Source organism: Pseudoalteromonas sp. McH1-7 (assembly GCF_013366255.1).
Lineage (GTDB): Bacteria > Pseudomonadota > Gammaproteobacteria > Enterobacterales > Alteromonadaceae > Pseudoalteromonas > Pseudoalteromonas peptidolytica.
Map to the genome: position 1 here is coordinate 35376 of NZ_JABWPQ010000007.1, position 15131 is coordinate 50506.

At 48.4% G+C, this 15131-nt stretch carries 2 protein-coding genes (1 of these 2 only partly in view); both read right to left on the reverse strand.

The genetic code is table 11. From position 1 onward, the window contains the following. Positions 1 to 12057, reverse strand: coding sequence for a non-ribosomal peptide synthetase (locus HUZ36_RS06695; RefSeq protein WP_176032458.1), 12057 nt, complete (start codon positions 12055 to 12057; stop codon positions 1 to 3). Next, a protein-coding gene (locus tag HUZ36_RS06700) for a non-ribosomal peptide synthetase (RefSeq protein ID WP_176032420.1) crosses the window boundary here: on the reverse strand, positions 12057 to 15131 show its final stretch. Its footprint extends 6753 nt past the window's final position; only the last 3075 of its 9828 coding nucleotides appear in the window; its start codon lies off the right edge, out of view; its stop codon occupies positions 12057 to 12059. Before HUZ36_RS06700 ends, HUZ36_RS06695 begins: the two co-directional genes overlap by 1 nt.

Here is a 15131-nt window from a genome sequence, read left to right on the forward strand (position 1 = left end):
CTAGTGCAACACATAGTTGCGCTCAATTATGTTAACCAACTGCCCCACTTGCTCGGCTTGCAAGCAGGACAAATGTTCTCCTTTGACTTCATAACAAGAGAGAGAGTGACTAAATGGTTGCCACCCCATGTCTTTATTCACAGGACGGCCTTCAAATTCTTGCGTTTGCTGCGTTTTCACAACACAGATTGGGATGTCGCTAAGCATAGACCGCATCTCAATATTTGCTCGCAGTTGGGCACTAAAAACTTGTTGAAAGTGACGTAGATGCGTATCACTAAAATTAAATCCAGCTTGTTTTATCCAGCGATTGAGAGAAGCAATGCGTGCTGTTGCATCACCTTGTTGATAAGCACTGATTTCAGCATCAGAGACACTAAGGCGGAAAAATGCCACCAGATTATCCAGCATCATTTGTGCAACTTGCGTTTCATCCAAGTTAAGCGCTGGATTGCTTGGGACAGGCGTATCAATCACAGTTAACGAGCAAGTACTTCGACCTTGTTGCTCAAGTAAAGTGGCAAGTTGATAGGCAATAAAGCTGCCAAAAGAATGTCCGACCAAATGCACTTGTTCACCAAGTTCTGCGCCAGCTAATACACTCAAATAATACTCGGCGGTGCGTTCTATGGAGGTTAGCGTCTCAGGCTCCTCGGCAAGCGCCTCTGGTTGCAAGCCATAAACGGGGATACGGCTATCAAGCCCATTCACTAACGCATGAAATGCCATTAGCCAACCTCCCGCTCCCGCAATCAGCACCACAGGTGTAAAACCGAGCTCGCCCTCTTGCAAACACACTAAGGTTTCAAGCGATTGAGGTTTGCCATCGCATTCGCCAAGACCCTCTCTTAATACTTGTATATGCTGACTGAGGCCACGCACGGTTGGATGTTCAAACAGTGCCGACAGCGGCAAATTGAGTTGTAGGTGCTGATTAATATCACCCACTACACGCAGCGCTAATAGCGAATGACCACCTAAATTAAAGAAGTTATCGTCAAGGCACACTCCATCCACCTGCAAGCGATGAGCAAACTGCTGCGCTAATTGCGTTTGTAGTGGGGTGAGCCTTTCCTGCTTAGCCTCTTGGTGCTGGGATTGCGATAGAGTGTATGAACCGGCCAGCGCAGTGAGCTGTTTGCGATCGACTTTGCCGTTGGTTGTCAGCGGCAGATGGCTAACTGATTGGAACAACTCAGGGATCATGTAAGCAGGTAAAGCCGCTCCAAGTTGCCCCCGTAGTGAAGCCGCGCTAACTTCAGTCTGCTGTGCAGGCTGTACAAATGCCACCAGTTGCGCGTTGTTACTGCCATCTTCGCGCACCACCACAGCGCAATTAGCAACCCTGTTTAGCAGCTGAAGTTGTCGCTCAATTTCTCCCAGCTCAATACGGTAGCCGCGCACTTTGACTTGGTCATCACCACGGCCTAAATACAACAATTCATTTGAGGCTAAACAGCAAGTGCGATCGCCAGTTTTATAAAGTCGCTGGCCGCTATTTGGCTCAATAATAAAGGCTTGCTGCGTCTTTTCCTCGTCGTTGAGATAGCCTCTGGCAAGGCCAATACCCGCAATGTATAAGTCCCCTTCCACACCGGTGGCCACCGCTCGAAGCTGTTCATCGAGTAAATGTAAAGACAAACCAGCGATAGGCTGACCGATTGGCACGCGTGCACCGCTGAAGTGCGTGACATCATTAAGCGTTGCCGAAATGGTTGCTTCGGTTGGGCCATAGGCATTAATTATTCGAATACGGTCGCCGTAGCGCTGCTGCCAATCGGTGAGCGCGGCAATCTGCATTTGCTCGCCACCTATGGTGATGATCCGCAGCGAATCTGGCAGGGTGACTGAAGTTGCTGCAAGTTGATGCCAATACGCCGTTGGCAAACTCATCAGTGTTAAATCAGCATCTTGGCTTAATTGCGCCAGTTTATTGGGATCTAACATGTCGTCCGTCGGTGCCATCACCAAGGTTGCACCACGAAGTAAAGTACAAAAGACTTCTTCGGCAAACACATCAAAGCTCATGCTAGCAAATTGCAGGTAATTGTCGCTTGGCGTAATCGCATATTGCGTAGCTAAAGTCTGCACATAATTAACGACACTGGCATGCTCCACCATCACCCCTTTTGGCATGCCCGTGGTGCCCGAGGTATAAATTACGTAACAGAGGTCGTCAATCTGGCATGGCGCAGTAAAGCAACGACTGGGCTGCGCAGCCAAAGCATCCTTAATACTATCTACATCAACTTGAGGCACTACTTGCTCCGAACTCCCCTGCCAATATTCTATTTTAGTAACCAGCATGGCTGCATTGGCACTTTGCAACAGCAAACGGCGTCGAGACTCAGGTAGTGTTGGTGCAATTGGTAGATAAGCCGCGCCCAATTTGAGCACCGCAAGCATAGCCACAATAAGCTGGTAATTCGCCTCTAGACACAGGCCAATAATAACGGGGGCTGTACTTAGCTCTAATCGTGATGCAAGGTAATGGGCGAGCTGATTGGCGTCTTTATCCAGCTGTGAATAGTGATAACAGCGAGCCTCCTCAGAGACGCTACTATATTCACGAATAGCAATATGCTCAGGAAATTCAGCAGCGATTTGTGCAAATAATTGCTGAATAGGTAAACTTGGCGTTTGATATGGCACCGCTTGCGTCAGTGCAAAAGTAGGCAGAGACAGTGCCTTGCTGTACTGCGCGTGTTGAGGCTGCCAAGACAATTTCCCGAATGTTTGCTCAGGCTGTTGTGTCGCCGCTAACATCAGCTGCTGCATCGCCGCAAGGCTTTGCTCGATAAACACCTCATCAAAACACTGCTGCTGATAGCTCAGCGTGAGCGATACCCCCCCCCCTACGCCGACCACGAAAGTCAATGGATAGTGTGTTTCGTCAACTTCACTCAAAGTGATTGCCGTGAATGGCAGCTCAGCGCTATTTTGTAACGGATCTTGCGGATAATTTTCAAAAACATACAAGCAATCAAATAGTGGACTATCGTTGTCAATACCCGACCACTGATGAGCTTGTGTCAGTGGTGTATGCGGGTGCTGCGCCAATGCCGTAAGCTGCGACTTCACCGCTTGTAGGTAATCTTTCACACGCGCATTTTGATCTATCTCTACATAAACCGCTTGCGTATTAATATACAAGCCAACGCGCTGCGCCATTCTACTAAGCGCTGTAGGTCTGCCCGCTATAGTTTGACCAAATAAGGCATACGGTTCGTTGCAGCAACTTGCTACCCAATACGCCCAGAGCCCTTGGATAAACTGATTGACGGTAAGTCCTTGCTCGCTTGTAAAGCGAGTCACGGCATCTTGCAGCGGTTGCGGTAAAGTCACACTGAGTTCTTTAACACCAGCCGCTTTATTTTCAGTGTGAAGTACCTTTTCGCTGAGTAATGTGGGCGTGGTAACTCCACCCAAATACTCCCGCCAAAACGCTTCATCACACTCAACATGTGTATGCAAATATTCGATATGATCGCGGAAATTATCTACTACAATGGGGCGTAACTCACCTTGGCAACGAGCTTGATAAAATGCCACTAATTCAGCAAATAATATCGGTAATGACCAGCCATCCATAATAAGATGATGATACGTCCACACCACTCCAACATTGCCATCATCAAAAGCGATTAAGCTTAACCGCATACAAGGCGCTTGCGAGAGCTTAAGCGGCTCGGCAAGCTCCACTTCGGCCTGTGATTTCACCACATGCGATTGCGCATCTGCAATAGCGACACTCTGCACCAGATTCAGCGGTAGTTCGGCATGTTTATAAACCACTTGCAGCGGCTCGCCAGCAACATCTATAAAGGCCGAGCGTAATATGCTGTGCTGTTTAATTAATTGCTGCCAAGCGTAACTCAACGCCTCGATATCCACACAACCTTGTAGCAATAAGCTGGCTTGCTCGATATAAGGCTGCGTGCTTTGAGTGTGCGCCTCACGTGCCGTTTGACTGTGGAACCACATGCCTTGCTGTAAACCCGTTAGGGGGTAAATATCCTCAACTTCCCCTTCAACCTGCCCAAATATGCGCTGTAACTGCCGTTCAGAAATGCCGCTGAGAAGTGCAAAGTCACTGACTGTGTAATGACGTTGAGGCTGGGATTGGCAATGCTCGATGACCTGAATTAGACTTTCGAGTATCTCTTTACTTAATTGCTCTGCTGCTTCAGATGCTAAGCGCTGGCTGTCAAACTCCAGCGTTAACGCCAATTGACCATCCACGACCGCCGCGGTTAGCTGCGCTCCAAAGTAACTGAGATTTGACTCTGCAACCAAAGTGCCTGTCGACTCATTAGCATCTCCCAACAAGCCTTGCTGCTCAATAACTGTATCTAGCTGGCCTAAATAGTTAAAAAACAGTAAGTCTCGGGTATCAATCTCAAGCGATGAGCGAACGTTTGGCTCTGGGTGTAAATACCGCGCAGCACCATAACTACTGGCAACTTTAGCGCTCCTTTCAAGCTCTGCCTTGATACTACAAATGACATCATGCAAGCGGCTGCCATTACTAAATAACGGCATTGGATAGAGCGCCGTTAACCAGCCAATGGTTCGGCTGCTATCCAGTGCCTCGGTCAGCAACTCGCGACCATGCCCTTCTAGCATGATCACTTCACTGCCTGCACCACGCTTTTGCGCACACCAGGCAAGTGCACTGAGCAGCAGTGCTTGCGCCGTCGTACCATAACTGGTGTTGGCAGATCCCAATAATGCACGGGTGTGCGATGCTGATAACGTGTGGCGAGCTTTAGCTATCGTTGGAGTCGCGCTTGTATCTTTTAGGCTCAATAAGTGTGAACTTTCAGCCAGCGCAGCCACCTTCTGCCATTTGCGCAAGTCGCGCTCATTAGATGCAAGTTCACGATAAAAAACGGCAAGTTCAGCCAAATTTGCGCTTGCGGCTGGAAGCTCAACCGGCACATTGTTTATTTGCTGCTGTAGTAACTGGCTCACATCTTCAAGTAACACCCGCCAAGAGACGCCATCCACTAGCAAGTGATGTGCACTAAACAGCAAGCGATTATTGGCCTCACTGTTAGGTGTAACAAATAGCACCGCTTTAAACAGTGGCGTGCTAGTAAACGCAAAACCTTGCTGCACTTGTTCACTGAACTCGCTCAGCTCAGCTTGCCATACCTCACGCTCAAGTGTATGCGCCGTAAATACCTTTTGAATATCAATGCTATCACGTACAAATAGGGTGTTTTCATCCGCAACCACCAAGCGTAGCGCGTCGTGCTGGGTAAGCAGATATTTTACAACCTCCATAAGCTGCGCAGGTGTGACGGATTTATCCACACTCACCAACACGCTTTGATCCCAATGACTGGGTTTGGCAAATTGCTGAGCAAAAAACCAATACTGAATTGGTAATTTATCGAGCTGACCAACCAATGGCAGTCTTTCTCTGTCCGTCGGCACCAGAATATCTTGCTGGGCAAGTCTTGCAGCAAGCGCCGAAACACTGGGGTAGGTAAACACATCAGTCGCACTCACTGGTAACTTGAGTACTTTGGCTTTACTTGCGATTTGAATACTCAAAATAGAGTCGCCGCCCAACGCAAAATAGTCGTCTTCAGCTGTCATGGACGGCGTATTTAATACCTGCCGATAAATCGCCAATAACTGAGCAACGACGCTGTTAGCCTGTGGAACCAACGCGCTCTGCTCGGTTACTGTGATAGTCTGTTGCGTTTTACCAAGTGTTGCCAAGGCACGATGGTCAACCTTGCCATGCGGCGTCAAAGGGAGCTTTTCGAGCATAACAAAGTGCTCTGGCACCATATAACTTGGTAGCCTTTCCTTTAGCTGGGTTTGAAGCTCCTTAGGCTCAATATTTGCCACCACAAATGCCTGCAACTGTGGCTGCCCTGACGCACTTGTGGTTATCTGAACCGCGCATTCTTGTACGCCCGATAGCAGCCCAATTTGCTGTTCAATTTCGGCCAGTTCAATACGATAACCTCGCAGCTTTACTTGTCCATCATTACGACCCATATAGGCGATACGGCCGTTGCTAAGCTGGCGTACTAAATCTCCCGTTTTATAGGCTCGTACCGTTTGCGATGGAGAGACTTGTAGCTCAATAAAACGCTCAGCGCTAAGCTGTGGTTGATGTAAATACCCTCTAGCAAGTCCCGCTCCGGTAATATATAACTCCCCAATCATCCCCTGAGGCACAGCGCGCAATTGTGGATCTAAAATAAATAGCTGGCTATTGTCGACAGGTAAGCCGATATCTGGCACCTGTTCGTCAAACTCAACCACGCCTGAGGTCGCGACTACAGAGGCTTCGGTAGGTCCATAGTTATTGACTAGGGTAAATTCGTATTCTTTTGCTTGTAGCGCACCGAGCTTATCGCCACCAACCAATAAATAGCGCAAGCTTTGCGGGTTAAACAAAGGCTCGGTGAGCAGCGCTTGGGCAATTGGCGTTGCAATAAAACTATGTGTGACTTGATGTGTGTTGAAGCAGGTAGTTAATTCGGCCGGTGACTGTAGCACCGCTTTTGTTACACACACTAGACTCGCTCCGGCACATAAATAAGGCCAAACCTCCCACGTTGCCGCGTCAAAGGCGGGGTTGGCGGTTTGACTTGCAACACTATGAGTATCCACCGCAAAGGCTCGCTGGTGCCAAGCACATAAATTCGCCAATCCTTGGTGAGCTATCATTACGCCTTTGGGGTTACCTGTCGTGCCAGAGGTATAAATCACATAAGCCAACTGCTCCACGTTAACTTCTGGAAACTGCTGAGGTATTGATATTGCAGCAAGACGCGCTCGCACGTCGGCGTCATCAACACAAATGACATGTGGGGAGCGGTAGTCAGCGTCAATGTGGTTATCATCTAACTCTGCTGACTCAAAGCGAGCGGCAAACTCACACTTTGTTAAAACCAGCGCGGCACCGCTGTCTTTGGCAATGTAATTCACTCGCGCTTGAGGGTAATGAGGGTCCACAGGTACATAACATCCACCCGCTTTTAACACAGCCAACATCGCCACAATGAGATCTGCGCTACCCGTCATCGCAACAAGTACAGGCTGCTCTGATTGCAGCCCTTCGCTTAATAACAGCGCCGCCAATGCCTTGGTTCTTTCATTAAGCTCACCATAACTCAAGGTTTGCTTTGAGTTTGTGTCAATTACTGCGAGCCGCTCAGCTTGTGCAGGCTCTGCCATATTTCGCTCAATTTGCTCAAGCACTGACTGCTCTAAGTGTTCCGGCGCTGACTTGCCTGAAATCGCATAATCCGCTAGCGGCTGCTCCTTGCAAAGTTTTATACCCGCAAGAGCGCAATCAGGTTGCGCGAGTAACTGCGCAATTACAAGGTTAAAACACTCTGCAATGCTAGCCACCATTTCTTTTTCAAATAGCCCACTGTTGTATAGCCAGTGCAATCGCAACCCTTGCCCACTTAATGTGGCACTGAGCTCTAGATCAAACTTGGCACGCGCGTTTTCTGACGTTAAAACTTCCGTGCTGAGCCCCACAAACTCTGGTGTGTGCTGTGGCTCGGGATTAAATGCAAAACTCAACTGGAAAACACTCTGGTGACTCAGCTCTCGGCTAACACCAAGATGATCAATGAGCTGCTCAAAGGGCAAAGATTGATGTTGATGTACTTGTTCAATCTGCTCTTTTTGTATATCGAGTAGTTGGCTGAAACTCTGCTGCCAATCGAGCTTCACGCGAATCGGTAAGGCATTAACAAAAAAGCCAATCAACTGCTCCACTTGTGGGTGATGCCGCCCTGAAAATGGCGCACCAATCACAATATCATCCACTTTGCTAAACTTGGCGAGCATCACCGCATACGCGCTATGCAACCAAATAAATGGGGTTATTGCCAAGCGCTGGCAATGCTGTTGTAGCTGTTGCCATGTCTCTGCGCTTAGCTGCTGATCAAATGCTTGCGCGCTATTGTTCATGGCCTGCACACGCGGCGTATCGAGCGGTAATTGATGCAGTGGTGGCGCACCATCAAGGTGCGCTGACCAAAATTTCATGTCTGCACTTTGCTGCGCGCCTTGGCACTGTGCTCGATGCCAATGAGCATAATCCGCGTATTGCACCTCAGGTGGCGCAATCAAGTTACGGGCAAGTTCACAGCCTTGGGCGTAATGGGCATAAAATTGCGTAAGCTCTCGCATTAATACTTCAATGGAGCCAGCATCACTAGCAATGTGGTGCATGTTGACAATAAGACGATGGTAGCCTGATGAAAAGCGAACTAGTGTTACACGGATCATTAGATCTTTACTAAAGTCAAAACCCTGCGCTTGGTCGTCTCGTACTGCGCGCTGCCAAAGCAAGTTTTGCCACAGCGGTGATTGCGTGGAGACGTCAATAAGCGTAACAAACTGCTCAGGCAAAGCCACAAGATACTGTTTAGGCTGACCGTTGGTGTTGGTAATAGTCGAGTGCAATACCTGATGCCGTGACAGCACCTTTTGCCAACTTTGCTCGAATGCGCTCAGATCAAGCTTTCCTGAAAACGCCAATAACGCTTGAATTTGATATTGCTGGCTGCCCTGCTGCATTTGATCTAATGTCCACAAACGCTGCTGAGCAAAGGACAGCACCACACCATTGGTTTTATCTACCACAACAATTGTACTTAGCTGCGTGTCTTGCTTTTCAAGTGCTGTCGCTAAACCTTGCACCGTAGGGTGCGTAAAAATCGTTTGCAGCGGTAACTCAATTTGCAGCGTTTTGCGAATATGATTTGCCAGTTTTGCAGCAAGTAGTGAGTGCCCGCCGAGTCTAAAAAAGTCGTCATAGCGACCAACTGATTCGCACTGCAAGATCTCAGAAAAATAGCTTGCAAGTTGGGTTTCAAGCTCGCCAATCGGTGCTTCATAAGTGTTTTCGTTAAAGCTTGTATCAAGTTGCTGCAGTAGTGCTTTTTTATCGACTTTGCCATTGCTGGTCAGTGGCATAGCTGCCACCGCTTGCACTTTGGCAGGCAACATATGGTCGGGTAAATTTTGTTTTAAAAACTGCTGCATAACTAACGTGATGTCATCGAACTCGACCTGTTTGTGTAACACCACAAAGGCGCAAATCCAGACATTTTCTGGGTCTTGCCGATTTAACAGCACAGTGACCTCAGCCACTTCGGGATGGTGGCGCAACTGGTTTTCAATTTCGCCTAATTCAATACGATAACCCCGAACTTTTACTTGGTCGTCAATTCGGCCAACGTAGCTCAGCTCACCACTAACCATTAAGCGCACGAGATCGCCCGAACGATATAGCCGCTGATCGGGTGCTGCACTAAATGGGTTTTGAATAAAGCGTGTCGCGTTTAACTCGTCACGTTGCCAATACCCCCGACAAACCCCCTCGCCACCTACGTACAACTCGCCCACGGCACCTTGCGGCAAGAGCCTTTGCTTGTCATCAAGTACATAGCAGCTGGTGGTCGGAATAGCATGACCTATATTACTGGTGCCAAGCGTCAGATCCGCAGGCTCCAGCGCTTTAAACGTAACATGTACCGTGGTTTCGGTAATGCCATACATATTGATTAACTGGCAATTTGATAACTGCTGTGCCCAAGGTTGTAGCTTACTCGGCTGTAGCGCTTCACCACCAAAAATTACGTACCGCACTACACATTCACTCGCCAAGTGACTGTCGTTGAGTAGCGTGGCTTGTAGCGCGTAAAACGCACTTGGTGTTTGATTTAAGACCGTAACCTGGGCATCAACCAATAGCTGAGCAAAAGCTTGGGTGTCTTGCGCAGTCACTTTATCCACAACCACAAGGCGACCACCAAAGAGTAACGCGCCATACATTTCCCACACAGAGAAATCAAAGCAGAAGGAATGAAATAAGGTCCAAATGTCTTGCTCATTAAAATCGAATAAGTTGGGCTCAACATGGAGTAACCGCACCACATGACGGTGCTCAATTTGTACGCCTTTTGGTCGCCCTGTGGTGCCAGAGGTATAGATCATATAAGCCAAATCTTGCGGCTCAATCTGAATAACATCAAGCTGCTTGAGGGCTTCGCGGCTGACCTGATGCTCTGCCTGTGACACATTAATTAGCTGGTATGAAAGCTGACTAAACTGTGCCTGCGTGGCGTTATCACAAAGCAGCCATGGGCTTTGCACGTCTTCCAAAATATATTCAATGCGTTCTTGCGGGTAGTCGGGATCTACTGGCACGTAGGCGGCACCCACTCTAAGCACTGCCAGCAAGGTCACTATCATCTCAATGCTACGTGATACACTCACCACCAACATGGTTCGTGGCGTGACCCCTTGTTGTAACAGCATTATCGCCAGCGCATCGACTCGAGTATTGAGCTCACGATAACTCAGCACAGTCGTGCTATCTTGCACAGCTGTGCGTGTGGCAAAGCGCTCGGCATAGCGCGTGAATAAGCTGGTGATAGTGTCTTGCTTAGGCCAAGTTGCCCCATGGCATTGCGCGCCCGTTATTAAAGCTTGTTGCTGTTTTTGGTTCAGTAACGCAAGTTCACCAACGGCGGTATGAGGCGCTGTAACACACGCTTGAAGTAGCGTATGAAAGCAATCCGCCCAATGTTTGATGGTCTCTTCTGTGTAAAGATGGCTATCAAACTTCCAATGTAAATAAAGGGCCTGCTTATCAACTATGGCATTGAGTTCTATGTCGCATTTTACAGGGATGCTGTCCGCCTGCTTTTTTTGCACTTCTTGAACTGATAACCCAGGAAGCGTAAAAGCGCGCTCATCACGGGTTTCCAGTGTAAATAATATTTGTACTAGCGGGTGGTGGCTTAAATCTCGTGGAGCGCCAACGGCTTCAACCACTTTATCAAAAGGAATATCGCGGTATTCAAACGCCGCTAAGTTGAGGTCTTTTTGTTGCTGCAACCATTGGCTAAATGGCATATCACTTTCAAGCTTTGCTTGCATCACTAAGGTATTAACGAACAAGCCAATTAACGGTGTTAATTCGGGGTGATGGCGACCAAGCTCTGGCGTGCCTACAACTACCTGCTGCGATTGCGTAAGCCTTGCGATAAACAACATAAAGGTATTGAGCAGCCACATAAAGGGGGTCAGTTGGAGCGACTTCGCCTGTGTCGAAATCGCCGCAAATAACGACGTATCAAGCGCTTGGCGATATACTTTCCCTGTTAACGACTGCACCGCAGGACGGACAAAATCGCAAGGCAATGACTGCAACGGCGCTAATTCGCTAAATTGCTGTTTTAGTTGCGCCAATGGTGCCTCGATGCGATCTGGCGTTAGCTGTGCTCGCTGCCACTGGCTAAAATCACTATATTGCACCTGCATAGTTGCAAGCGGCGTATAAGATGTGCCTATGTGTTTGCAATAGCCAGCTTCGATTTCTTGTGCAAGTAACGCCATTGACGCCCCATCAGAGACGATATGGTGCATATTAAATGCAAGGTGATGTTCATCGCCATCACTCACCACCAGCACGCGAAGCAAACAATCATGAGCCAAGTCAAAAGGCTTGTTTTGATGTGCTGCGATGCGCGAAGCAATGTAGGCTTGCCTTGTTTCCTCAGCAGCTACACTGGCATCAAGCCACTCGAACGGCGCACTAATATCATCCGTTATTTGCAGCTGGGGTTGGCCATCTTGTTCATTTTTTACAAACCTAGCGCGCAGTATTTCGTGGCGCTGCACCACATCTTGCACAGCGCTGCGCATTGCGGGAATATTAAGCTCGCCGCGTAACAAAAACTCGGCGGGCATATAATACTGCTTGCTGCCTTGCAACTGCTCTATAAACCAAAGCCCCTCTTGTGCAAAGCTTAGCGGTAAGTCCTTCCCCGCATTTGGCTGCGTGATAATGTGCGGTGAAGATTTCGCCATATCACGGCTTTGCTGCTGAAAGTAAGCTATGATCTCTGATTTATATTCAACTACTTGCTGTTTTAACTGGGGAGGAAACCCAGCGGTTTGCTTAAATGCTAAGCCACCGTTTTTTTCATACAAGGTCACGCCAGCTGCTAATGCTTCTGCGATCAATGCCTCTATCTGTCTTTGCTGTTCATTCATCACAAAAACATCTCCTCAGACTGACCGTTTTCGTCTGCTGCTCTGGCTGCACGATGGATCTCACACCAAGTTGCAAGTGCACGAACACTTGGCCGCTCGAACAATACTTTTAAGGTAATGGGCACCTCAAGCGCTTGTTCAATTAAGGCAACCGCTTGGCTTGCTGATAAAGAGTGCCCCCCTAATTCAAAGAAGTTACTGTTAATATCTCGGACTTGAGTATTGAGCACTTGAGCAAAAACTTCTGCCAGTAGCGTTTGTAGCTCGGTCATAGGAGCTAAAGGTGCTGTAAGCGCTTGCGCCTGTTGCGATTGCACCAGCTGTGCAAGCGCTCCTGCGTCTACTTTGCCATTATTGGTAAGCGGCATAGCAGCCAGTGCATACAGCTTGTAAGGCAACATGTAACTTGGTAGGACCTCTGCTAACGAGGTTAAAACCTGAGTCTGTAGCGCTTGTTCAAGCTCACAGATGGCATCACTGTGCGATGACGTAGTTAGCACCACACAGGCCAGTAAGTTATCTTTACTTTCGTTAAGTAACACATGTGCTTGTTGCACTACATCTAGTTGCTCAAGCTGAGCTGCGATCTCATCAAGCTCAATGCGATAACCACGCAGCTTAACTTGATTGTCTCGACGACCAATAAACTGCAGCACGCAAGAGCAGCCCTGTTCATCTAGCAGCCAGCGCACTTGATCCCCCGTCTGATAATAACGCTGCGAGTTATTCATCAAAGACAATGATACAAATTTACTGGCGCTGAGTTCAGGCAATCCAAAATACGCCTGAGCCACATTATCGCCTGCGATGTATAGCTCACCGGGCATGCCCATAGGCACAGGCTGTTGATGCTGATCCAATACCACCAAATCAGTGCCTTGAATGGCGTTACCAATTGGCACAAAGCGCTGTGATTGCTGTGCAAGCGCAACCGCATCTTGGCCACTACAGCGATACACACAGCACCCAACCGTTGCTTCTGTTGGACCATATTCGTTGTAAAAATGAGCCTGTGGCACCAGTGCTCCAACTTGAGCCACCACGCTGCTAGATAGGGCTTCTCCCCCCACCACAATGTGGTGCGCTGCATTGCTTGGTTGTAATCGTGCCAGCACGCCTTGCAAATGGGCTGGTGTCAACTTAAACAACAGCGCTTCTTCGCGCGCTAAACATTCACTTAGCTCTGTGATTAACTGCCCGCCATCGCTTAACAATACAACGCCAAGACCATTAACCAGCGCGCCCCATAAGCTCGTTACTGTCGCATCAAATGCTAAAGGTGTGCTGACAACACTCTCATGTAAATCGCTTTTGACATAACTACGGCTCACGTGCTCAAGATAAAGGTGCAAGTTTCGATGGCTTATCATCACGCCTTTGGGTTGCCCTGTGGTGCCTGAGGTATAAATCATATAAGCTGGCGCATCAATATCACTTAATGGCGCAAGCGCCTCTACAGGCATGTTCTGCCAATCCTGCTCGGTGTCTATTAGCATCACATGGCAGCTGAGATCTGTGCTGTTTGGAAGTAGCGCTGAGGTGGTGATAAGGCAAGTCGCTTTACTGTCACGCAATATATAGTGCTGACGCTGACTCGGTGCATTGGGGTCAAGCGGCACATACACAGCCCCAACTTTTAAGATTGCCAACAGTGCCACAACTTGCTCACAACTTGGCGCTAAGCTTATTGCGACCTGCGACTTTGCTGTTACGCCTTGCTCAACCAAGTAACGCGCTAGCTTGTTACTTTGTAGCTCCAATTCGCCAAAACTTAACCGCTTGCCTGTCATATCTCGTACAGCATTATGGTTCGCGTGGTGCTGAGCAAAATGTTGTATTTTATCGCTGATAAACCAAGGAGATTGCGGCTGTGCTTGCGCGGTAAGCCCTAGCTCGCTGAGTGTTTTGCTATCAACTAATGGTAAGGTATTTACGCTTTGCTCAGGGCTTTTCAGCGCCGCGCCAATTAACGTCACAAAAGCATCACTCATCGCCTGTACGCTACTGTGCTTAAACAAGGCTTTGGCATAATTCCACTGCACTGCAATCTCACTGCCAAATTCTTGTGCATTGACTTCTAAGTCGAACTTCATTGCAGGCTTGAGATCAAGCTGTTGCTCGATTTTAAGATGAGGTAGCTCGAAGTCACTTTGTTCGTTATTTTGTAGTGCAAAGAGTATTTGTAACACGGGTGAATGCGCTAAGCTGCGCGGAGGATTAATGGCATCAACAAGTTGTTCAAAGGGTAAACTCTGATGGGCAAACGCCGCTAAAATCACCTGCTTTTGTTCACTTAGCCAATCGTTAAATGAAGGCGACCCCACTTTGCGAGTGCGAATAGCTAAAGTATTCACAAAGCAGCCCAGTAATCCCTCTAACTCTTTTACCTCACGTCCGGCAATGGGCGAGCCAATAACAATATCCTGCGTTTGACTAAGACGAAGCATCAACAGCGAAAAGGCACTTTGCAACCACATATACAAGGTTACTCCTTGTGCTTGGCAATGCGCTTTTATCGCCTCAACTTGCGACGTCGTAAGAGTATGACGAATACACTCACCATCAAGGGACTGAACTTGTGGTCGCTCAAAGTCCAGCGGTAATTCATGAACAACAGGACATTGCTGCAACTGAGTTTGCCAATAGGCAAGATCCGCCTGATAGCTATCTTGCTGTTTTTGCTGCCAGTAGGCAAAGTCTGCATACTGCACCGCTAGCGGCTTAGCGTATTGCTCTGGCAACGAATGCGCTGGCGTTTCACTAAAGTGCCGATAAAACGCCACAAATTCTTTCGCCAGCAGCGCCATTGACCAACCATCGCTGGCAATGTGGTGCATGTTAAACAAAAGTCCAAATTGGTTGTGACTAAACTGTACACAGATCACGCGCAGCATAGTGTCTTGGCATAAATCAAAATGCTTGCTGAGCGATTGTTGCTGCAATGTTTGCCAACGCTGCTGTTGCTCTGCGTTATTCAGCCCAGACAAATCGACTAATTCCACAGGACAGGCTACTTGATCACGAACTTGCTGCACAGCACCGTGATCACCACTTGCAGGAACGATGACCGTACG

Bases quoted from the DNA above. Each gene is read 5' to 3' on its own strand.
- HUZ36_RS06695 (WP_176032458.1), bottom strand. From the start codon at position 12,057: ATGAATGAACAGCAAAGACAGATAGAGGCATTGATCGCAGAAGCATTA.